The sequence below is a fragment of the Oceanihabitans sediminis genome (genome assembly GCF_003337215.1).
Classification (GTDB): Bacteria; Bacteroidota; Bacteroidia; order Flavobacteriales; family Flavobacteriaceae; genus Oceanihabitans; species Oceanihabitans sediminis.
The window spans coordinates 1165344-1188989 of record NZ_QPIG01000001.1 but is presented as its reverse complement, the minus strand read 5'-3'; the positions used below and the strand labels follow the sequence as shown (position 1 = coordinate 1188989).

Annotated in this window: 21 protein-coding genes; 18 read left to right on the top strand and 3 right to left on the bottom strand. The window is 33.3% G+C overall.

The genetic code is table 11. The features are described 5' to 3' along the window. Positions 1-14 precede the first annotated feature (14 nt). On the bottom strand, positions 15-2648 hold the full coding sequence (locus DU428_RS05345; protein ID WP_113966265.1) for a valine--tRNA ligase: 2634 nt from the start codon (positions 2646-2648) through the stop codon (positions 15-17). A gap of 250 nt (positions 2649-2898) precedes the next feature. Here DU428_RS05345 and DU428_RS05340 point away from each other — a divergent pair, with 250 nt between their 5' ends. Beyond that, positions 2899-3324: a DUF1573 domain-containing protein gene (locus DU428_RS05340; protein WP_072350016.1), complete on the top strand. Its 426-nt coding sequence runs from the start codon at positions 2899-2901 to the stop codon at positions 3322-3324. A 58-nt stretch (positions 3325-3382) separates the two neighbouring features. On the opposite strand, the gene DU428_RS05335 is transcribed toward DU428_RS05340, so the two are convergent. Beyond that, complete coding sequence (locus DU428_RS05335) at positions 3383-4723, bottom strand: aspartyl protease family protein (RefSeq protein WP_113966264.1); 1341 nt, start codon at positions 4721-4723, stop codon at positions 3383-3385. A 120-nt stretch (positions 4724-4843) separates the two neighbouring features. On the opposite strand from DU428_RS05335, the gene DU428_RS05330 reads away from it, so the two are divergent. The 10 genes from DU428_RS05330 to DU428_RS05285 all read left to right on the top strand — a co-directional run bounded on the left by DU428_RS05330 (position 4844) and on the right by DU428_RS05285 (position 14657). Next, a complete protein-coding gene (locus DU428_RS05330) occupies positions 4844-6034 on the top strand; it encodes a pyridoxal phosphate-dependent aminotransferase (RefSeq protein WP_072349854.1) in 1191 nt (396 codons plus the stop codon). Continuing rightward, positions 6034-7047: a UDP-N-acetylmuramate dehydrogenase gene (gene murB, locus DU428_RS05325; RefSeq protein WP_072349855.1), complete on the top strand. Its 1014-nt coding sequence runs from the start codon at positions 6034-6036 to the stop codon at positions 7045-7047. The genes DU428_RS05330 and murB overlap by 1 nt, the downstream gene beginning before the upstream one ends. A 64-nt stretch (positions 7048-7111) precedes the next feature. Next, the gene (locus tag DU428_RS05320; RefSeq protein ID WP_072349856.1) at positions 7112-7657 is read left to right on the top strand and encodes an RNA polymerase sigma factor; all 546 of its coding nucleotides are present in this window, start codon (positions 7112-7114) and stop codon (positions 7655-7657) included. Further along, positions 7654-8445: an anti-sigma factor gene (locus DU428_RS05315; RefSeq protein WP_072349857.1), complete on the top strand. Its 792-nt coding sequence runs from the start codon at positions 7654-7656 to the stop codon at positions 8443-8445. The genes DU428_RS05320 and DU428_RS05315 overlap by 4 nt, the downstream gene beginning before the upstream one ends. Before the next feature lie 111 nt (positions 8446-8556). Continuing rightward, complete coding sequence (locus DU428_RS05310) at positions 8557-8760, top strand: membrane or secreted protein (RefSeq protein ID WP_072349858.1); 204 nt, start codon at positions 8557-8559, stop codon at positions 8758-8760. Between the two features lie 6 nt (positions 8761-8766). Continuing rightward, positions 8767-9879: a glycosyltransferase gene (locus DU428_RS05305; RefSeq protein ID WP_072349859.1), complete on the top strand. Its 1113-nt coding sequence runs from the start codon at positions 8767-8769 to the stop codon at positions 9877-9879. Then, the gene (locus DU428_RS05300; RefSeq protein ID WP_072349860.1) at positions 9870-10421 is read left to right on the top strand and encodes an RNA polymerase sigma factor; all 552 of its coding nucleotides are present in this window, start codon (positions 9870-9872) and stop codon (positions 10419-10421) included. Before DU428_RS05305 ends, DU428_RS05300 begins: the two co-directional genes overlap by 10 nt. A gap of 67 nt (positions 10422-10488) precedes the next feature. After that, the gene (gene lipA, locus DU428_RS05295; protein WP_072349861.1) at positions 10489-11367 is read left to right on the top strand and encodes a lipoyl synthase; all 879 of its coding nucleotides are present in this window, start codon (positions 10489-10491) and stop codon (positions 11365-11367) included. Next, positions 11367-12365, top strand: a complete 999-nt coding sequence (gene gap, locus DU428_RS05290) for a type I glyceraldehyde-3-phosphate dehydrogenase (RefSeq protein ID WP_072349862.1) — start codon at positions 11367-11369, stop codon at positions 12363-12365. The genes lipA and gap overlap by 1 nt, the downstream gene beginning before the upstream one ends. Before the next feature lie 45 nt (positions 12366-12410). Further along, entirely contained in the window at positions 12411-14657 is a 2247-nt protein-coding gene (locus DU428_RS05285; RefSeq protein WP_072349863.1) for an ATP-binding response regulator, read from the top strand. Here DU428_RS05285 and lpxK read toward each other — a convergent pair. After that, complete coding sequence (gene lpxK / locus DU428_RS05280; RefSeq protein WP_113966263.1) at positions 14635-15639, bottom strand: tetraacyldisaccharide 4'-kinase; 1005 nt, start codon at positions 15637-15639, stop codon at positions 14635-14637. The genes DU428_RS05285 and lpxK overlap by 23 nt on opposite strands. A 151-nt stretch (positions 15640-15790) precedes the next feature. Here lpxK and DU428_RS05275 point away from each other — a divergent pair, with 151 nt between their 5' ends. The 7 genes from DU428_RS05275 to DU428_RS05245 all read left to right on the top strand — a co-directional run bounded on the left by DU428_RS05275 (position 15791) and on the right by DU428_RS05245 (position 23628). Then, entirely contained in the window at positions 15791-16885 is a 1095-nt protein-coding gene (locus DU428_RS05275) for a Nif3-like dinuclear metal center hexameric protein (RefSeq protein ID WP_113966262.1), read from the top strand. Between the two features lie 3 nt (positions 16886-16888). Next, the gene (locus tag DU428_RS05270) at positions 16889-17668 is read left to right on the top strand and encodes a zinc ribbon domain-containing protein (protein WP_072349866.1); all 780 of its coding nucleotides are present in this window, start codon (positions 16889-16891) and stop codon (positions 17666-17668) included. Between the two features lie 109 nt (positions 17669-17777). After that, a complete protein-coding gene (msrA, locus tag DU428_RS05265; RefSeq protein WP_113966261.1) occupies positions 17778-18449 on the top strand; it encodes a peptide-methionine (S)-S-oxide reductase MsrA in 672 nt (223 codons plus the stop codon). Between the two features lie 212 nt (positions 18450-18661). Continuing rightward, positions 18662-19930, top strand: coding sequence for a kynureninase (gene kynU, locus DU428_RS05260; protein WP_113966260.1), 1269 nt, complete (start codon positions 18662-18664; stop codon positions 19928-19930). A gap of 331 nt (positions 19931-20261) precedes the next feature. Further along, complete coding sequence (locus tag DU428_RS05255) at positions 20262-21662, top strand: FAD-dependent oxidoreductase (RefSeq protein ID WP_072349869.1); 1401 nt, start codon at positions 20262-20264, stop codon at positions 21660-21662. A 44-nt stretch (positions 21663-21706) separates the two neighbouring features. Further along, complete coding sequence (locus DU428_RS05250; protein ID WP_207802359.1) at positions 21707-22108, top strand: RidA family protein; 402 nt, start codon at positions 21707-21709, stop codon at positions 22106-22108. Between the two features lie 77 nt (positions 22109-22185). Beyond that, positions 22186-23628, top strand: coding sequence for an aldehyde dehydrogenase (locus DU428_RS05245; RefSeq protein WP_072349871.1), 1443 nt, complete (start codon positions 22186-22188; stop codon positions 23626-23628). Positions 23629-23646 lie beyond the last annotated feature (18 nt).

The window sequence follows — 23646 nt, the reverse complement described above, 5'->3', positions numbered from 1 at the left end:
TGTGGGTTTGCGTTTTATTTTAAACTAGCTAAACTAGTTTTAAGTGTTTCAATTTTCGCTAAAGCATCCGCTTCTTTTTTACGCTCGTTTGCAATTACTTGCTCTGGAGCTCCTGCAACAAATCTTTCATTAGATAGCTTCTTTTGAACAGATTTCAAGAAGCCTTCGGTATAATTTAATTCTTCTGTTAACTTCTTAATTTCAGCTTCTACATCTATTGCTCCAACCATTGGAATAAAATACTCATTAGATTTTACTCTGAAAGTTAAAGCGCCTTCTACAGCTTCAGAAACATAGTCTACACTTTCTAGGTTTCCTAATTTCTGAATTACAGCATCGAAAGTTGCTTCTGTGTTTTCATTATTTATTACAGAAAAACCAATCGCATCTTTAAAAGCAATATTTTTTTCTTTTCTAATGGTTCTAATTCCTGAAACTACTTCTTGCGTGAATTCAAACTGAGAAATTATAGTTTCGTTAATAGGTTTAGCTTTTGGCCATGTTGCTACAATTAAAGCTTCTTCTGGCGTTCTTTCTGCAATAGTTTGCCAAATTTCTTCAGTAATAAACGGCATAAACGGATGAAGTATTTTTAATATATCTTCAAAATTTGCTATTACAGAATTATATGTTTTCACATCAATTGGCTGTTGGTATGCTGGTTTAACAATTTCTAATAACCAAGATGCAAAATCATCATAAATAAGTTTATAAATAGCCATTAAAGCATCGCTTAAACGATATTTACTAAAGTGATCTTCAATTTCAACAAGTGCTTTTTGGAATTTTGCTTCAAACCACTCTATAGCAATTTTACTGGATTGCGGTTGTTGGATATCTGCTACTTCCCATAAGTTTGTAAGATAGAAAGCAGACCATATTTTGTTTCCTAATCCTTTTCCTTGTTGACAAAGCGCTTCGTCAAACATCAAATCGTTTCCTGCAGCTGAACTCAGTAGTAAACCTACACGAACACCGTCTGCTCCATAATCTTCAATAAGTTTTAAAGCATCTGGTGAATTACCAAGAGACTTACTCATTTTACGTCTTTGCTTATCACGAACCAATCCTGTTAAATACACATTATTAAAAGGTTTTTGGTCTTTATATTCGTAACCTGCAATAATCATACGAGCAACCCAGAAGAAAAGAATGTCTGGTCCTGTTACTAAATCATTAGTAGGGTAGTAATATTTTATTTCTTCGTTTTCGGGATTTCTTATTCCGTCAAAAACCGACATTGGCCATAACCAAGAAGAGAACCAAGTATCTAAAGCATCTGTATCTTGATTTAAGTCCGATGCTTTTAAATCTGGATTATTGGTTGCTTTTTTAGCTTTTTCAAGAGCTAATTCGATGTTTTCTGCAACTACAAAATCTTCTTTTCCTTCGCCGTAGAAATACGCAGGAATTTGTTGCCCCCAAAGTAACTGACGAGAAATATTCCAATCACGGATATTCTCCATCCAGTGACGGTAGGTATTTTCGAATTTCTTTGGAAACAGTTTAATTTCTGCATCTTCCCCTAAAACTGCTTTAATAGCTGGTTTTACAAGATCTTCCATTTTTAAGAACCACTGATCGCTTAACCTAGGCTCGATAACAGCTTTGGTACGTTCTGAAGTTCCTACCTTATTTAAATGTGTTTCGGTTTTTACTAAAACACCTAATGCTTCTAATTCTTTAGCGACATTTTTTCTTGCCACAAAACGATCTTGACCTTCAAATTGTAATCCGAAGCTATTTAAAGTAGCGTCCTCATGAAAAATATCTATAACTTCTAATTGGTGTTTATCCCCAAGGTTTTTATCATTCTCGTCATGCGCTGGAGTAACTTTTAAACAACCAGTACCAAACTCTACATCTACATATTCATCTTCTATAATCGGTATTACACGATTACAAATTGGCACTATTGCTTTCTTTCCACGTAATTGAGCAAAACGTTCGTCTTCCGGATTGATACAAATTGCAGTATCTCCAAAAATAGTTTCTGGTCTTGTAGTCGCAATTGTTAAAGTATCGTCGCTTCCTTCTATTTTATAATTGATATAATATAGGTTACCTTGACGCTCTTCGTGGATTACCTCTTCATCAGAAAGGGTTGTTTTTGCTTCCGGATCCCAGTTTACCATACGGTAACCCCTATAAATCAATCCTTTTTCATACAAATCAACGAACACCTTGATTACTGCTTCAGACATATCGTCATCCATAGTAAATTTCGTTCTATCCCAATCGCAAGAACATCCTAGTTTTTTAAGTTGCTCTAGGATTACACCTCCGTATTCATTTGTCCAATCCCAAGCATGAGATAAAAATTCATCACGAGTTAAATCGTTTTTATCTATTCCTTGTTCTTTTAATTTTGCTACAACTTTTGCTTCTGTAGCAATAGATGCGTGATCTGTTCCCGGTACCCAACAAGCATTTTTACCTAATAATCTAGCACGACGGATTAAAACATCTTGAATAGTATTATTAAGCATATGCCCCATATGTAAGACTCCCGTAACGTTTGGCGGAGGAATTACAATGGTATAAGGTTCTCTTTCGTCTGGTGTAGAATGAAAATATTTATTCTCTAACCAGTAGCTGTACCACTTGCTTTCTACACTATTTGCATCATATTTTGATGGAATGTTCATACTTTGGAATAGTTTTTGAATGATAATATCATACAAAAGTACTTATAATTTATATTTTGAAAAATATTAATAGAGGTTAATGTAACTTCAGCGTAAAAGTTTAGAGAAACTTAATTACTGTAATACTTCTAATAATTTTGTAGAATGTATAAAAAGTAAGTAAATTTACAATCAGATTATAAATCAAAAAATGCAAAACCTTAAATTACAAGACGATGCATTTTATGAAATAACAATTAAATTTAAAATGATGAAACATTTAATTACAATTTTATTTATCGGGATATTCAGTTTATCCATTAACGCTCAAGAAAAAGTAGCTAAGATTGAATTTAAAGAAACTACTGTAGACTACGGTACTATTGAAAAAGGTGCTGACGGCGTTAGAACTTTTGAGTTCACAAACACTGGAGACGCTCCTCTTATTATCTCTAAAGTAAACTCTAGTTGTGGTTGTACGGTTCCTAAAAAACCAGAAGGACCAATTATGCCTGGAGAAACTGGAGAGATTCAAGTAAAATATGACACAAACCGTGTAATGCCAATTAGAAAAACAATTACAGTTCTTTCTAATGCAGAAACACCAACGGTAGCTTTAAAAATCAAGGGGGAAGTAATTAACCCAGATAAAACAAGCGTTTTAGAAAAAAGAAAGAAAAGTGTAATGGAAAAATAATTTTCTATTCTCTATATAAAAAGGGTTGTTTGCTAACATAGTAAACAACCTTTTTTTATTACAATAAACTTTCTAGTTTAAATTCAAAATCTAAGATTTCACCTAAGCGTTCTACTTTTAATCGAATTCTATCACCTTCCTTTCCGTAAAAATAATGCGTTAATTCTTGCAAACTAAACTGAAAGGATTCTTTATTATTTATCTTTAAAATAATATCGCCCACCTCTAAACCTGCTCTTTCTGCTGGTGAATCTTTACGTAATTCTATAATAGTAAATGCAGGTTTAACAGATAGCTTATAATTCGTTTCATAAACCACTCTGGCATCACCTTTTTTCACAACCTCATTGCCGTCATCTAAACTTAGTAATCTACTAATACTATTTTTCTCGGCTACTAACCTTATGCCATTTTGCTCTAATTCAATCCCACTTTTATTATAGCTAAAATGCTCTTTAAAAAACCTATTCTTTTTTAATCGAATTAAGGATTTTTCATAATCTAGAACAACATGAAATCTTTTTAAAATGTTTCCTGCAAGGCTTCCGTTTCTAGCTTCGTGCTGCTTTGCAAATAATATAGAAGCATCTTCAGGAAAGGCTACATTTACATTTTCAAGAACAAAGTTATTAATAGATAAAGACTTTAGTCTTGTTCTTTTTCCGTAAACACTTCCACTTAAACCGTAGCCCAAAAAATCGGTAAAATTATTATCAGATGGTATTAAACCTAATTCGGCATCTTCAAACAACCAAAGAGAATCACTTCCGCCAGAATCAATTAATAATTTCACTGGTATCTCTCGTCCATCTATTGTAACTAAAACAGTTATGTATGGTTTTTTATTATGAAAATCCAACAAAACAGATTCGCACTTTTTACAGTTGGAATATTTATATTTTTCGGGTTCATGGAATTTGAGGCTTTTAGAAGAGTAATATATTTCCACCACAAAATCTTTAAAAAAGTCATAACCTATGATGCCATGAATAGGAATCCCAAGCCTTGGTGCAAAATTTAAATTGGAATTGTACACCACATATAATTCTTGATTTATATTTAAAGCTTCCCCAATTTCAACAATGTTATTTTTAGAATGTAATGCTTCAACCGAAGCTCCTTCACCTAAACCTCGAATTGCGATTTCTTGGGCGTTTTTAATATTTAAAGTTTCTTCTAAATTGAAAATATTAAACAAAATGGTTTTACTAACTCCGGTATCTAAAATAAACGACATCTCTACGCCATTTACTTTCACAGGGATAATCATTAAATTATTAATGAGTTGAAACCTAATCTTATCACTTTTTCGTTTGTTTTGTATGATGAAATTACCCTGAGATAAGATTTCTAAAGGAAGGATAAACAAGCATATAAGAACAAAAACTACTTTTTTCATATATCAAGAAAAAGATTCTTCCTTCAAGGTACGACTCTTTTTTTAAAATCGGTATTTAGTTCTGCTTTTTAAATAAACTTTCATATAATTTTCGCAAATTTGCAGCCTAATACTTATACAATGCCAAGAATTTCAAGAAAAGGGCAAATGATGCCTCAATCGCCAATTAGAAAACTAGTTCCTTTTGCTGAAGAAGCTGCAAAAAAAGGAAAATCTATATATTATTTAAATATTGGTCAACCAGATATTAAGACGCCACAAATAGCATTAGACGCTGTTAAAATTCACTCCCTAGAGGTTTTAGCGTATACTAGATCTGAAGGTTCTGAAGAATACAGAGTAAAGATTGCTAATTACTATCAGAAGAACGATATTTTCGTAAAACACGATGACATTATTGTAACTACAGGTGGTAGTGAAGCTCTACTTTTTGCTTTTGGAAGCATCATGGATGTAGATGACGAAATTATTGTTCCGGAACCTTTTTACGCAAACTATAATGGTTTTTCAACTGCTTCAGGAATAAACATTGTTCCTGTAATATCTAAAATTGAAAACAACTTTGCTTTACCTCCTATTGAAGAGTTTGAGAAATTAATTACACCTAAAACTAAAGCAATTCTTATTTGCAACCCAGGAAACCCTACCGGGTATTTATATTCTAAGGATGAAATAAAAAAGCTTGCTGCTATAGTTAAAAAACACAACCTGTTTTTAATTGCCGATGAAGTATATAGAGAGTTTGCTTATGACGGAGTTACTCATTATTCTATCATGCAAGAAGAAGGTTTAGAAGATCACGCAATCATGATTGATTCTGTTTCTAAACGCTATAGTATGTGTGGAGCAAGAATTGGCTGTTTAGTTTCTAGAAACAAAGAAGTTATTGCTACTGCATTAAAATTTGCTCAAGCGAGATTAAGTCCGCCAACCCTAGCACAAATTGCTAGTGAAGCTGCCTTAGGAACCCCACAAAGTTATTTTGACGATGTTATTGAAGAATATGTTGAAAGAAGAAATATTCTAATTTCAGAATTACAAAAAATTGAAGGTGTACAGGTAGCAACACCAAAAGGTGCTTTTTACTGTATCGTACAACTACCTATTAAAAACAGTGATGATTTTGCACAATGGCTTTTAGAGCATTTTGATGTGAATGGCGAAACAGTAATGGTTGCTCCAGCTGCTGGTTTTTATTCGACTCCTGGAGTTGGTTTAAACCAAATTCGTATTGCTTACGTACTTAAAAAGGAAAGCCTTATCAAAGCAGTAAACATTATTAAAGAAGCATTAAAAGTTTATAAAGACTAGTGCAAATACACCACAACATATCATTAAAAGAATACAACACATTTGGTATAGATGCAAAAGCAAAACACTTTGCATCTATATCTTCAAATGATGATTTAATAAAAACACTTCAACTATCAGAGTATCCTAATAGATTTATACTTGGTGGCGGTAGCAACATGCTTCTCACCAAAGATATTGATGCATTAGTAATGCACATTAATATTAAAGGAATAAATATTATTTCTGAATATGAAAGCTCTGTTTTAGTTAAAGCAAATGCTGGAGAAAACTGGCACGAATTTGTTCTTTGGTGTTTACAAAATAATTTTGGTGGTATTGAAAACCTGTCTTTAATCCCAGGAAATGTTGGTACTGCCCCAATCCAAAATATTGGTGCCTATGGTGTAGAGGTAAAAGACACGATTGTTTCTTGCGAAGCTCTAGAAATAGCTACTTTGAAAACTAAAACATTCACCAATAACGAATGTAATTTCGACTACAGGAATTCTGTTTTCAAACAGGAACTAAAAGGAAAATACATAATTACAAGTGTTACTTTTAAGCTGACAAAAAATAACCATGTACTCCGCACCCAATACGGAGCCATCACTACAGAATTAGAAAATATGCAGGTAGAAGCACCTACTATTCAAGACATTTCTAAAGCTGTAATTGCCATTCGCGAAAGCAAATTACCAAACCCAAAAGAAATTGGTAATTCTGGTAGTTTTTTCAAAAACCCAATTATTCCTATAGAAGATTTCAACAGTCTAAAATTAAATTTCCCTGAAATCCCTAATTATCCTGTTTCCACCGACTCTATAAAAATTCCAGCAGGTTGGCTCATTGAAAAAGCAGGTTTTAAAGGAAAGCGTTTCGGAGATTATGGCGTTCATAAAAACCAAGCCTTAGTTTTAGTTAATTATGGAAATGCTAAAGGCTCAGACATATTAAATCTTTCAAAATTAATTCAAGAAACCATAAAACGAATCTTTAATATTTCTATCGAAGCTGAAGTAAATATTATTTAGCTTTAAAAATAAACACGTAACTTTACTCTACACAAATAAGTTAAACACTAAAACCTAACATCTTTTGAGTACTGCAATTGAAGAACAAATAGTTGGTTTTTTAAAAAATGGCGACAAAAAAGCTATAACGCTGCTGTATGAAAACTATTCAGACTCTCTGTATGGTGTTATACTAAAAATCATTTCAGACCCTGATTTAGCACAAGATGTTTTACAAGAAACATTTATCAAGGTTTGGAAAAAAGGGAAAACATACGACACAAAAAAAGCAAAGCTTTTTACTTGGCTATACCGCATTGCATATAACACGGCAATAGACAAAGTTAGATCGCAAACGAATAAGCGACAAAAAGAAATCCAAATAGAAAGTTCTAACGTATATACATTAAAAGCCAAGGATTTAAATCAAGACGTTATTGATATTAAAACCCATCTAAAAACAATAGATGAAAAATATCAAATAGTTATAAATGCACTCTTTTTTGAGGGCATGACACAACAAGAAGCAAGTGAAGAATTAGATATTCCGCTTGGCACCATTAAATCAAGATTAAAAATAGGATTACGTGAATTAAAAAAGATTTACGACCCAGAAAAGAAAAAGTCATGAATGAAAAAATAACTACATTTTTAAATTCAGATCTATTAGAGAGATATACAATAGGTGCTACCACACCGGCTGAAGCTGAAAAGGTAGAAGCCTATATTTCTAAATACCCTGAAGTTGAAGATGCCTACAACACCTTACAGCAAAACTTAGAGATTGTTGCAAAGAGCAATGCTGTTGAAGCCCCTAAACATATTTTAGACAATATATTAGAGGAGCTAGACGATAAACCCGTAATCGCATTACAAAGTAAGCCAAAACAAAAATTCTGGTATAAGTATGGCGTTGCCGCAAGTATAGCTGCTTTAGTTTTTGCAGGTTCTACGATTATGTTTTACATAAACAATCAAAACTTACTACGTGAAAACAACGTAATTGCAGATGAAGTTTTTGATTTACGTAGCGATATTGAAAAAAACAATCAGTTGTTAAGTGATATTATGTATCAGTTTAAACAACTTAACAACCCAGAAACTCAAAAATATATCATTACAGGAAACGAAAGAGCAAAGAATTTAAAAACCGTTGCTTATATCAATCCTGTTGAAAAAACATCGATGATAGATGTTGTTTCGCTCCCACAATTGCCAGAAGAACAATGCTACCAAATATGGGCAGAAGTTCAAGACAAAATGGTAAGCCTAGGGATTTTAAACGAAACAGATAGCCAGTTGGTTCCAATACCTTATGCTGAAAACGCACTTGGGTTAAGCATAACTATTGAGCCTAAAGGAGGAAACAAAATAGCTTCTGTTGATAAATCTGTAGCAGAAATAAGCTTAAAAAAATAAGTAACACATCCATAACACAGTAAAAGCCACGTTTTAAAACGTGGCTTTTTTATTCTTCAATATCTTAAAAAATCGTATCTTTGCATATATAAACACAAGAAGCATACACACATGAAACTACTAGCAATTACATTAGTACTTTTAGGTTTAGCAATCGCAGGAATAGCAATAAAAATCTGGTCTAAAAAAGACGGCAAATTTGCTGGTACTTGCGCTAGCCAAAACCCAATGTTAAACAAAGACGGAGAAGCTTGTGGATTTTGTGGTAAAACTCCTGAACAATACAAAGACTGTAGCGAACCTCAACATTCTTAGGATTACATGATAGTACTGAATATTATCTTCTACAGTTTTATAATTGTAGTAAGTATTCAAATTGCATATTATCTTTTTATATTTTCAAAATTCGCGTTTTTAAAACCAACCAAAGAAACAGCCAACAACAAACCTGTTTCTGTAATTGTTTGCGCTAAAAACGAAGCAGAAAACTTAAGAACCTTTCTTCCATTTATACTATCTCAAGAATACCCAGGTTTTCAAGTGGTATTAATAAACGACAATTCTCATGACGAAACTTTAGATGTCATGGAGGAGTTTGCCGAAAAGCACAACTGCATTAAAATTGTTAACGTAAGACCTACAGAAGCTTTCTACGGAAACAAAAAGTACGCATTAACACTTGGAATAAAAGCTTCTAAACACGAATTACTACTTTTCACCGATGCCGATTGCAAACCAAGTTCTAAATATTGGTTAGCAGATATGAGTTCGCATTTTAACGATAAAAAAAGTGTTGTATTAGGCTACGGAGCATATGCTAAAGTGAAAAATTCATTTTTAAATAAATTAATCCGATTTGAAACCCTTTTAACTGCCCTGCAATATTTCTCTTTCGCTAAAGCAGGAATCCCATATATGGGAGTTGGAAGAAACTTAGCATACACTAAAGAAGAGTTTTTTAATGCCAATGGTTTTATAGGCCATATTCAAATACGCTCTGGAGACGATGATTTATTCATCAATCAAGTAGCAACAGAAGAAAACACCGCTATTGCTTTTTCTAAAAAAAGCTTTACCATCTCAAGTCCTAAAACAACTTTTTCAGATTGGATTCTGCAAAAGAGAAGACATATTTCTACTGCTAAACATTACAAACCAGCACATAGAGCCATGCTTGTGGCTTTCTATATTTCGCAATTTCTATTTTGGTTTTTATTAATCCCATTACTTATTAGCACCTTCAACTGGGAAATCGTAGTAGTACTAACAGCTTTAAGACTTATATTTTTCTATATTATCTTTGGTAAAACTTCAAAAAAACTAAACGAAAAAGACCTAATATTTTTCCTTCCGTTTTTAGAGATTTTTTTAATTGGAATGCAATTAACTATATTTATAAAAAATCTAATTGCAAAACCTAAGACTTGGAAATAGAAGAAGCCATTCAACAAGCAAAAAAGAACGAGCAAAAGGCATTTAATTTCTTATTAAACACCTTTTGGGATGACGTATACGGTTTTCAGTTAAAACGAATTCAGAATGAAAATGATGCTGAAGACGTAACTATCCAAACTTTTTCTAGAGCTTTTGACAGAATTGAAACCTATAACAGCGACTATAAGTTTAAAACTTGGCTGATTACAATTTCTAAAAACATCCATGTAGATATTCTTCGGAAAGAAAAAAACTCCATAAACACAAGAATTTCTAAAGATGATGAAAACTCTGTTTTTCAAATTCTAGACGAAACACCTTCTGCAGAAGACAAACTAATTACAGAACAGAATTTAGCTAAGCTGCTTCGCGATATAAAAAAACTGAAACCGCATTACCAAGAAGTAATCAACCTTCGCTATTTTCAAGAGTTAAGCTATAAGGAAATCTCCGCCCAACTTAATGAGCCAATAAATAACGTGAAAGTAAAACTATTACGAGCTAAGAAATTATTGGCAGAGATTATTCAAAAGAAGCAGTAACTTCCGCTACGATACAATTAGTTTTATAGAATACTTTGTATCTTTGCCATTAGAAAATGCAAACTAGATGAATACAGATACAGCTTCTAATATATTACCTGGTAAAATACAAAAACCTAAATGGCTTCGTGTAAAACTACCAACAGGAAAGAAATACACAGAACTTCGCGGACTAGTAGATAAGTACAGCTTAAATACTATTTGTACTTCGGGTAGTTGCCCTAATATGGGTGAATGCTGGGGAGAAGGAACTGCAACCTTTATGATTCTTGGTAATGTTTGTACACGTTCTTGCGGATTTTGCGGGGTAAAAACGGGAAGACCAGAAACTGTAGACTGGGATGAACCTGAAAAAGTTGCTCGTTCTATTAAAATCATGAAAATTAAACATGCCGTTTTAACTAGTGTAGATCGTGATGATTTAAAAGACATGGGAAGCATCATGTGGGCAGAAACTGTAAAATCTGTTAGAAGGATGAATCCAGAAACAACTCTAGAAACTCTTATCCCAGATTTTCAAGGTATAGAACAGCATATTGACAGAATAATAGATGTTGCCCCAGAAGTAGTATCTCATAATATTGAAACCGTTAGAAGACTTACTCGTGAAGTACGTATTCAGGCTAAATACGACAGAAGTTTAGGTGTTTTAAAATATTTAAAGCAACAAGGACAAAGACGTACAAAATCTGGAATCATGCTTGGTCTTGGTGAAACAAGAGAAGAAGTAATTGAAACCTTACACGATTTAAGAGACAACGATGTTGATGTTGTTACTATTGGGCAATACTTACAACCAAGTAAAAAACATTTACCAGTAAAACAGTTCATCAACCCAGAGCAATTTGATGAATACAAAGAAATAGGTTTAGGTCTAGGATTCCGTCATGTAGAAAGTAGCGCTTTAGTACGTTCTTCTTACAAAGCACAAAAACACATTAACTAATGGTTAACGTTGCTTTAAACGGATTTGGTAGAATTGGAAGACGCGTTTTTAGATTACTACAAAATAATCCTGAAATTCAAATTGTTGCTATAAATGACTTGGCAGATGCTAAAACATTAAGTCATTTATTAAAATACGATAGTATTCATGGTATTTTTAAGGAAGACATCTCTTCCGATGAAAATCATATTATTGTAAACAACAGGAAAGTTCCACTACTAAACCATACACATCCTAAAGATATCAATTGGAAGCCTTATAAGGTAGATTTCGTTATTGAGGCTTCAGGAAAATTCAAGGATAAAGAAAGCTTAAACTTCCATATAGAAAACGGAGCAAAACGTGTTATTCTTAGTGTTCCTCCAACAGATGATTCTATAAAAACAATTGTTTTAGGTGTCAATGATCATATCCTAGATGGAAGCGAAAAAATAATATCTAATGCTTCCTGTACCACCAATAATGCTGCACCTATGATTGCTATTATGCAGGAACTTTGCGGTATTGAACAAGCATATATTACAACGGTACACTCTTATACTACGGATCAAAGTTTACACGATCAACCGCATAGAGATTTACGTCGTGCAAGAGCCGCAGGACAATCTATTGTACCTACAACAACAGGTGCTGCCAAGGCTTTAACAAAGATTTTTCCAGATCTAGCAGATGTTATTGGTGGTTGCGGAATTAGAGTTCCAGTTGCAAACGGCTCTTTAACAGATATTACTTTGCACGTTAATAAAAACCTAAGCATTGAACAAATTAACGAAGCGTTTAAAAAAGCAGCACAAGGAAAATATAAAGGAATTTTAGAGTACACCGAGGATCCAATTGTTTCCATAGATATAGTAGGAAACACGCATTCTTGCATATTTGATGCTCAAATGACCTCAACCATTGGTGATATGGTAAAAATTATTGGTTGGTATGATAATGAAACCGGTTACTCTAGCAGAATCATAAACCTTATAAGGGATTTAAGCACAAAAATATAGATGCTAGCGAATAAATATTTATATTTGTTTATGTCCTAGTAATATATGTTCCGAATCAAAAGCTTCATATTTGTTATTTTAATGTTTTTGAGTTTCAGTGTTTTCTCCCAAGTTAATACTACTCAAGATGAGCTTACGCTACAAAAAAATGTAAGTGATTATATTCAATTTGCTCAAATAAATCTTGAAAACAAAAACTACTTTGAAGCACAAAAAGATCTAGAAAGTGCACTTGCAATTGCAATTACAATAGGCGACAATAAAAGCATTGGCTTAATACATTCTAAGCTAGGGAAAATCCAATATATATTTGAAGAACTAGACGAAGCTATAAAACATCTCATGCAAGCTGTAGCAAAGCAACGCTACGTAAATGATAGAGTAAACTTAGCGGAAACTTATAAGGTTTTTGGTAATGTATATTATGCAAAAAAAGAGTACCAAACTGCTTTAGAGTACTTTAAATCTTCAAAAGTTATATTCGAACAAGAAGAGTTATTTGAATTTGTTGCTGAAGTAACTTTAAACCAAGGAAAAGCTTATATCGCTCTAGGGGACTTTGAAAACGCTCAGCTATACTTAGAAAAAGCGATTAACGTATCGACTAGATATAACTTAAAAAAAATCCTTTCAAGTGCACAAATTCAGCAAGGTATCGCATTCTCTAAAACAAAGGATTTTGATAGAGCTATAGAAATAGCAGAAATGGGTACCAATGAAGCACAAGCAAACAAATTCTCCAATGTATTAAGTGACGGTTTTTTGGTTTTAAGCGAATTATATCAAGATGTCGAGAATTATAAACAAGCCAATACCTACTTAAAAAAACACATAAAATTATCTGACTCCCTACTAAATGTCAAAAGACAAAGCTTGTCTCCAGAAAAACGTTTGGAATTTCAATTAAAAAATCAGACAGAATACCAAAAAAAACAAGCGGCAGATCTTGTGGAACTACAAGACTCTAAAAACCTAAGTAAACTTACCGCTATACTAAGCGTAGCATTAATCACCATATTATCGCTTTTAACCTTATCGTTTTACAAAAACAACCGAATTAGGTTAAAAACAAACAATATGCTGCAGCTTAAAAACAAAGAACTTCTTCTTGCTAAAGAAAAGGCCGAATTGGCTTCAAAAACTAAAGCAAACTTCCTTTCTACAGTAACACATGAGCTAAGAACTCCTCTGTACGCCGTTACAGGATTAAGCAGTATGCTATTAGATGAAGACCCTAAACCAGAACAAGTACAACACCTTAAATCTTTAAAATTTTCAGGCGATTACCTGTTAACTTTTATTAATGATATTCTTCAAATAAATAAAATTGAAGCAAACAAAGTTGAGATAGAACCTGAGGTTTTTAATTTAAAAATGAAGGTAGCAAATGTTGTTTCTGCGCTTCGCAATTCTGCATTAGACAATAATACTACTATTCATTACGAATACGACGAGGAACTTCCGGATACTTTTAATGCAGATCAACTTAAAATATCTCAAATTCTAATAAACTTAATTGGTAACTCTATTAAATTCACAAAAGACGGAGATATTTGGGTTCGCGTTAAGAAAATTAGTAACACACATAACAACTATTACGTAAAGTTTGAAATTGAAGACAACGGTATTGGAATAAGTTACGAAAAACAAGAGCATATGTTCGAGAGTTTTTCGCAAGGCTCTATTCAAATCAACCGAAAGTACGGAGGAACTGGGCTAGGTCTTTCTATTGTCAAAGGTTTAATTGATATTTTACAAGGAAAAATATATTTAGAAAGTGAATTAGGAAAAGGCTCCACTTTCACTTTTGAACTTCCGTTAAAGCACACAGATGATATTATTGAAGAGAAAAAAGGCAAACAAGAGTTTAAATCTATAGATGAGATAGACTTAGATAAAATTAAAATATTGGTAGTAGAAGACAATAAAATCAACCAAATGATTACTAAAAAGATTTTAAGTAAAATGAATCTTGGTTGTGATATTGTTGATAACGGTGAAAGTGCTGTTGAAAAAGTTCAAGAAATAGATTACGATGTTGTATTAATGGATATCCACATGCCTGGAATAAGCGGACTTGAAGCAACAAAAATGATAAGATCCTTCAATAAAGACCTTACTATTTTTGCATTAACAGCTGTTACTATCGAAGATAGAATGCCAGAATTTGAAGATGCAGGCTTTAACGATATTATCTCAAAACCATTTAAGCAAGAAGATTTTGAAAGCAAATTATTCAAAGCTTTAATGGGGCAAAAAAACAGTATGTTTAAATCGCAACAAAATCAATAACCTTCTTATTAAACACTGCAGGATTATCTAGTTCAATAACTATTGGTAAATAATACACTTTACCTTTCAAATCCGGATATTGAAGTAGCCTTACATAATCTTTTTCTGTAGTAATAATTAAAGATTTCTCCTTAAAAAGCTCAATATCTTCCACTGTATAATCATAATGATCTGAAAAGTTTAAGTGCTCAAACTGCAGATTTTTTGATTTCAAATGATGCACGAAAGGACTTGCATTTGCAATCCCCGTAACTAACGTAAATTCTTCTAAAGAGTCCATTGCCATTTTATTTTCTTCGGAAACAACTTCATTCCCATATTGAATAAAACTAAAGAAAACATCTTGATAAGGCTTGGGATTAATCTTCTTAATTATTCGCGCTTTTTCTGAAGCACTTAAATCCAACGGACATTTAGTTACCACAATAATATTAGCTCTCTTTGCCCCTGCTCTAGGTTCACGTAAATTACCCGTTGGCAACACCCAATCGTCTGTATACAAATCTTGATAGGTACTAAGCAATATATTAAATCCCGCTTTCACTTTTCTATGCTGAAAAGCATCATCTAGCAGCACAAGCTCTGGAGCTTCTTTTTGCTGCATTAAATTAGCAATACCATTTTGTCTATCGGCATCAACAGCAACCTGAATTTCTGTATGGAATTTTCTGTAAAACTGAAATGGCTCATCTCCCAACTCACTTGCATTAGCATTTGCATCGGCCAAATAAAAACCCTTCGAGCTTCGTTTATACCCGCGACTAAGTGTTGCTATACGCTTTTCGTCTTTAAGCAAACGAATTAAATACTCAATCATAGGTGTTTTTCCTGTTCCTCCTACACTTAAATTCCCCACACAAATAACAGGAAAATCATAAGATTTAGACTTCAGTAAACCCTTATCAAAAAACACATTTCGCAACCAAGTAACTATATAGTAAATCGGTACAAAAGGAAACAAAATATATCGTAGTATTTTCATATAATCGAAATCGAAAAGGTTTAGATAACTTTTAAAAATCGAAGATAATATTTTTTTAAACCAATAGACTTTTCAAGGAACATTAAATGAATATAGGCAGAAAAATGAAGCTAAATATTTTATATTTGTTTGAAAACTAAAAATTAAAAAAATGCTTGTTCAAGATGTTATTAATCACTTAGAAGAACTTTCTCCTTTAGCTTACGCTGAAGACTTTGACAATGTTGGTCTCCTAGTAGGCGATAAAAACACTAAAGTAACAGGGGTTTTGGTAACATTAGACACTTTAGAAGAAGTTGTTGATGAGGCAATACAAGAAAATTGCAATATGATTGTTAGTTTTCATCCAATAATCTTCAAAGGATTAAAAAAACTTACAGGTAAAACCTATGTAGAACGTGTGGTATTGAAAGCTATTAAAAACGATATAGCTATTTACTCTATGCACACGGCATTAGATAATTCGTGGCAAGGTGTAAACCATATGATTTGCGAAAAATTAGAATTAAAAAACCAAAATATTTTAATTCCGCAAAAACAAACCATTAAAAAACTCACCACTTTTGCACCTATAAAAGATGCAGAAAATATCCGAGAAGCGCTATTTAATGCTGGCGCAGGAAACATAGGGAATTATAGTAATTGTAGCTTTAATACCGAAGGAATTGGCACCTTTAAAGGCAATGAGCATTCTAATCCTGTAATTGGTGAAAAGGGAAAAATACATCACGAAACCGAAACACAAATCACTGTAACCTTTGCAAAACATGCAGAATCCTCTATCCTAAAAGCACTTTTTAGTGCACATCCGTACGAAGAAGTTGCCTATGAAATTATAAGCCTAGAAAACACCAACCAACATATAGGAATCGGAATGATAGGCGAGTTAGAGAACCCAATAAAGGAGACAGAATTCTTACAATATTTAAAAACGAAAATGCACACCCCTTGCATCAGACATTCAAAATTACGCAACAAAAACATTAAAAAAGTTGCTGTTCTAGGTGGGTCTGGTAGTTTTGCTATTTCTGCTGCAAAAGCCTTAGGAGCAGATATATTAGTAACTTCAGATTTAAAATATCATGACTTTTTTACTGCAGAAAACAGCATTGTTTTAGCAGATATTGGTCATTATGAGAGCGAACAGTACACAAAAAATGGTTTAGTAGCGCATCTTACAAAAAAAATTACTAATTTTGCAATCGTTTTATCAAAGACAAACACCAATCCTGTTCAATATTTTTAAAGTATGGCAAAAAAGAAAGAAGTAACTGTAGAAGAGCGATTAAGAGCATTGTATGATTTACAACTCATAGACTCTCGTATAGACGAAATAAGAAATGTACGTGGAGAGCTTCCACTAGAAGTTCGCGATTTAGAAGATGAAGTTGCTGGTTTAAATACAAGATTAGAAAAACTTGAGTTAAGTTTAGATGCTGTTAATAATGACATCAGTGATAAGAAAAATTTAATTGAAGAAGCAAAAGCTTTAATTAAAAAATACGCTGAACAACAAGAAAATGTTAGAAATAACAGAGAATTCAATTCGTTATCAAAAGAAATTGAATTTCAAGAATTAGAAATCGAATTAGCAGAAAAGCATATTAAAGAATTCAAAGCTCAAATAGAGCAAAAGAAAGAAGTAATTGCTGAAACTAAAGGCCGTTGTAAAGAACGCGAAACACATTTAAAACACAAACAAGGTGAATTAAATGCTATTTTAGCTGAAACGGAAAAAGAAGAAAAAGCGCTAATCAAAAAATCGGAAGAATATAAAAATTCTATCGAAGAGCGTTTAGTTTCTGCCTATACTAGAATTAGAACAAACGTAAAGAATGGTTTAGCGGTTGTACCAATCGAAAGAGGTGCTGCTGGAGGTTCTTACTTTACAATTCCACCACAAGTACAAGTAGAAATAGCTGCTCGTAAAAAAATCATCACAGATGAACATAGTGGTCGTATTTTAGTAGATCCTGCTTTAGCAGATGAACAAAGAGAAAAAATGGAAAAACTGTTTGCTAAACTTTAGTCCAACTTTTTAAATATATTTAAAAGCCTTTACATAACTTGTAAAGGCTTTTTTAGTTCTAAGCCTAAGAAAACCTATTAACCTTTGACTAACTTAATAATTACACCCTATGAGAGTTCATAAAACCTTAATCACAACCTTTGTTCTAGTTTTAATGTTCAGTTGTAAAAACAATGCGCAACCTAATTTAGAGCAAGAATCCATTATACAGTCAGAACCCGTACAGGTTGCTACAGAGAACGGAAAAGCAAAAGCCCACTTCGCTAGCGGATGCTTCTGGTGTGTAGAAGCAATTTACGAAAGCGTAAAAGGCGTAGAAGAGGCCATTTCCGGTTATGCAGGTGGTCACACTAAAAACCCTACATACGAATCAAGCAACACAGGTCAAACCGGACATGCTGAAGCTGTCGAAGTAATTTACAATCCAAAAATCATAAGCTTTAGCACGTTAGTAGATGTGTATTTCGCCTCTCAAAACCCGACCCAATTTAACGGACAAGGACCAGATCACGGATCACAGTATCGCTCTATTATTTTTTATCAAAATGAAAAACAAAAAGAAATCATTTTACAAAAGAAAAAAGCTCTAGCTAATAAGCTAGGCAAGCCGATTGCTGCAGAAGTATATCCTTTTCAGAAATTCTGGGTAGCAGAAGAATATCATCAAAATTATGAAAAGCTACACCCGGAAAACAGCTATATACAAGGAGTATCCATTCCAAGGCTAAAACGTTTCCAAGCCAAAATGCCTGAAGTTCTAAAGGAAAAACATCAAAAATAAGATTATATATAAAAGTTCATTTCAAAACATCCAAAACACCACTTCTATACGTATATATAGTAATCGTCCGCAATACTATAATAGTATTGTGTCTATATATATCAAAAACGCCTTATAAAATTGTTTATAAGGCGTTTTTTTGTTCTCTATTTCTTCCCGTATTCCTAAAATAAAATTCTTATTTTTGTTGGAAACCAAAAAACAAATTCACTTTGACCAACTATACTGAAGGTCTTGATTACGCTAAGGAACAAGACAAAAACGACACTTTATCACACTACAGAAATCAGTTCCATATCCCAAAAGATAAAGATGGAAATGATTGGTTATATTTCACAGGAAACTCCTTAGGCTTACAGCCAAAAGCTACGCAAGATTATATACAACAAGAACTTAATGACTGGGCAAACCTTGGAGTTGAAGGTCATTTTGAAGCAAAAAACCCTTGGATGCCATACCACGAATTCTTAACCGAGTCTATGGCTAAGATTGTTGGGGCAAAACCTATAGAGGTAGTTGTAATGAATACACTTACTACCAACCTGCATTTGTTAATGGTAAGTTTTTACCAACCAACCAAGAAAAAATATAAAATTGTAATTGAAAGCGATGCTTTTCCTAGTGATAGATATGCAGTACAAACACAATTAAATTTTCATGGATTTGATGCTGATGAAGGTTTAATAGAATGGAAACCACGAAAAGGAGAAGATCTTTTAAATATAGAAGACTTAGAGACCATACTAGAAGAACAGGGTGACGAAATTGCCTTACTTCTTATTGGAGGCGTAAATTATTACACCGGACAATATTTAGACTTAAAACGTATTGCTGAAATTGGACATGCAAAAAACTGTATGGTTGGAATAGACCTAGCTCACGGAGCAGGAAATGTACCGTTAGAGTTACATGATTCAGGAATTGACTTTGCTGCATGGTGCACCTATAAATACCTAAACTCTGGACCTGGAAGTTTGGGTGGACTTTTTGTTCATGAAAAACACGCACATAATAAAGAACTAAAGAAATTCGCTGGATGGTGGAGTCATAATAAATCTACACGATTTAATATGCGTCAACCATTAGATATAATTCCTGGTGCAGAAGGATGGCAATTAAGCAACCCTCCTATCCTATCTATGGCAGCAATAAAAGCTTCCTTAGACATGTTTGAAGAAGTTGGTATGAAAGCCCTTCGTGAAAAATCAGAAAAACTAACAGGCTATTTTGAATTCTTGTTAAAAGGTTTAAATAACGATAAAATTAAAATTATCACACCTTCCAATCCAAAAGAGCGAGGTTGCCAATTGTCTATACAAGTTCAAGATTCAGACAAATCTTTACATAAAAAATTAACAGAAGCTCATATTATTACAGACTGGCGTGAACCAGATGTAATACGTTGCGCTCCTGTACCATTATACAATACCTTTGAAGATGTTTATAGAATGGTTGAAAAACTAAAAGAAATACTATCATAAGTCTGAAGAGGTTTCAAAATGAAGAGGTAATAGTTAAAATCAAAAAGAAAACTGAAATTTCATTTTGGGAATATCAAATACTGGGTCTTCTTAGCTTCTTTACAAAAAAATCGAATGACTACTTATTTATAACAGATAAAAGGGTATTAGTTATAATAAATGAAGAAACATAACAGATATAGCATACCAAGATTTCAATAAAATAAGATTCCCCCCTTTAAACGACACATTAAAGGTGTTTACAATTAACAACAAAGAGATAAAAATATCCTTAAAAAAGCTTAGATTATCATACGAAGAAATTCAGCTGCTAAAAACCATATAAAAACAAATGACTAAAAAAGACAACATAATAATTATTGGAGCTGGACTATGCGGTTCTTTATTAGCTTTACGTTTAGCACAACGAGGATACACAATAAACCTTTACGAAAGCAGACCAGACTTACGTACTACAGATATTTCTGCTGGAAGATCTATAAATTTAGCGCTTTCAGACCGTGGTTTAAAAGCTATGAGGTTAGCTGGAGTCGAAGACAAAGTAAAACCACTATGCATTCCTATGTATGGTAGGTTAATGCACGATAACAAAGGAAACACTTTCCCTTCAAACTACTCTGGTCGTGAAGGCGAGTATATTAATTCTATTTCTAGAGGGGACCTAAACGGAATGCTCCTTACCGAAGCCGAAAAACACAAAAACCTGCAAATTCATTTCAATAAAGAATGTGAGCATGTAGATATAGAAAACAACATCGCTACTTTCTACGATCACGAAACGAAAACAAAAATAGAAGCCAAAGGAGATGTTATTTTTGGTACAGACGGAGCAGGTTCTGCATTAAGAAAAAGCTATTATTTAGAGCGCAAGTTTCTTTTTAGCTACGCACAAAACTATTTAACACACGGTTATAAAGAATTAGAAATTCCTGCTTCAAAAGATGGAAAACACCTAATAAGCAAAGATTATTTACATATTTGGCCACGAGGGGAATACATGTTAATTGCGCTTCCAAATTTAGACGGAAGCTTTACCGTTACTTTATTTTTAAGCTATGAAGAAGGAGAATATAATTTCAAAAATCTAACTTCAGAAAAAACAATAAAAGAGTTTTTCCAAGCGCAATTCCCCGACGCATTGACTTTAATTCCAAACATCGTTGAAGAATTCGCAAACAACCCTACTGGTGCCTTAGGTACAGTTAAATGCTCTCCTTGGCATTATCAAAATAAAAATGTTTTAATGGGAGATGCTGCACATGCAATTGTTCCATTCTACGGACAAGGAATGAACGCTTCTTTTGAAGATGTAAGTGTTTTTGATGCTATACTAGACAAACATGAAGGGGATTGGGAAACCGTCTTTAAGGTTTATGAAAAAACGCGTAAAGCAGATGCAGATGCTATTGCTGATTTAGCAATAGACAACTATTACGAAATGCGTGACCACGTAGCAAACCCAATTTTTAAAGAAAAACGCAGTATAGAAATGACTTTAGAAAAACAGTTTCCAAAAGAATATTTTTCTAAATATTCCTTGGTAACTTTCCATGAAGACATTCCTTATTTAGATGCTATGAAAAAAGGAAGAGCGCAGGATAAAGCTATTTTAAATATGTTAGCAGACAAGGAGATTAACCCTCAAGAGGCCCCTGAAGTTTTATTGAAAAAAGTACAACAAGCAACAGAAGCTATTTTAGAAGACGATAGAATTGCAGGACTACAATACTAACAATTCAAAAAAATAATATTTCAATTTTATAGAAATAAAACATTATGGAAAAAAAAGTAACACCTAGAGGAGCATACCCACATACAAAACGCGTAGGCGACTTTATTTTTGTTTCTGGAACAAGTTCTAGAAGATCAGACAATACCATTGCAGGAGTAGATATTATTGATGAAATGGGAACAAAACGTCTGAACGCAGAAGTACAAACAAGAGAAGTTTTAAAAAATATAGATGCCAACTTACAAAAAGAAGGAGCTTCCTTAAAAGACGTGGTAGATGTAACCTCTTTCCTTGTAAATATGAATGACTTTGCTGGATACAACAAAGCATATGCTGAGTTTTTTGATAAAGAAACTGGACCAACAAGAACCACCGTTGCTGTTCACCAATTACCACATCCAGATTTGGTAGTTGAAATTAAAGTAATGGCTTACAAAAAAGCCTAGTTACCTTCCTATATTTACAGGAAGCCAAAACAAATTATAATTAAAAAGCAGGCTCTTGCTTTCGTAAGAATGACAAAATGGAAAACATCAAAAACTTCATAAACGGAAACTTTCAAAGTCCTATTCAAGACAATTGGCTAGACAACTACAACCCTGCTAACGGGGAAGTTTACAGTCGAATACCCAATTCTACTAAAGAAGACGTAGAAAATGCTTATATCGCTGCAAAATCGGCTTTCCCAAGTTGGTCACAAACCACTTTGGAAGAAAGAAGCAGGATTCTCATTAAAATTTCCGAGTTATTAGAAAGTAATTTAGATCGTTTTGCAGAAGCTGAAAGCAAAGACAATGGAAAACCAATAAGTTTAGCAAAAGCTGTAGATATACCTAGAGCAGCAAGCAACTTTAGGTTCTTTGGAAATGCTATTACACAATTCGCTAGCGAAAGCCATGAAAGTGTCGGTCAACAGGCAGTAAACTATACGCTACGCCAACCAATTGGTGTTGTAGGCTGTATTTCCCCTTGGAACCTCCCACTCTATCTTTTTACTTGGAAAATCGCTCCTGCTATTGCTGCAGGAAACTGTGTAGTTGCCAAACCAAGCGAAGTAACACCAATGACCGCCTATTTATTAGGCGAAATCTGTAATCAAGCTGGTTTACCTAAAGGAGTTTTAAATATTGTTCACGGATTAGGAACAACGACCGGTCAAGCCATTATAGAACACGAAGATATAAAGGCAATTAGTTTTACAGGAGGTACATCAACAGGAGCTCATATAGCAAAAGTAGCTGCTCCAATGTTTAAAAAACTATCCTTAGAATTAGGCGGAAAAAACCCAAATATCATATTTGCTGATTGCGATTACGATGATATGTTACAAACAACGGTTCGCTCCTCTTTTGCCAATCAAGGACAAATATGTTTATGTGGAAGTAGAATATTTGTAGAAGCTTCCATTTATGAGAAATTTAAAAAGGATTTTGTCGAAAAGATAAAAGCACTTAAAGTAGGTCATCCTTCGGAAGCAGAAACAAATATAGGAGCTCTAGTTTCTAAACCGCATCTAGAAAAGGTGTTAGAATATATAGATATTGCAAAGGAAGAGAATGGAAAAATTCTTTGTGGCGGAAATAGAGTTACCATAAATGGTTTTGAAAACGGCTACTATTTAGAACCAACGGTCATAGAAGTTCCAAATGATGAGTGTAGAGTAAATCAAGAAGAAATATTTGGTCCTGTAGTTACAATTATGCCTTTTAATAAGGAAGATGATGTTTTGCAAATGGCAAACAAAGTTAAGTATGGTTTATCTGCTACATTATGGACAAATAATTTAAAACGAACCATGCGCATGAGCAACCAACTACAAGCTGGAATTGTTTGGGTTAACACTTGGATGATGCGTGATTTACGAACACCTTTTGGAGGAGTAAAAGCCTCTGGAGTTGGTCGTGAAGGCGGATTTGAAGCATTACGCTTTTTTACAGAAGCTAAAAATGTATGTATAAAATACTAGTTTTCTAATATCTAGAAA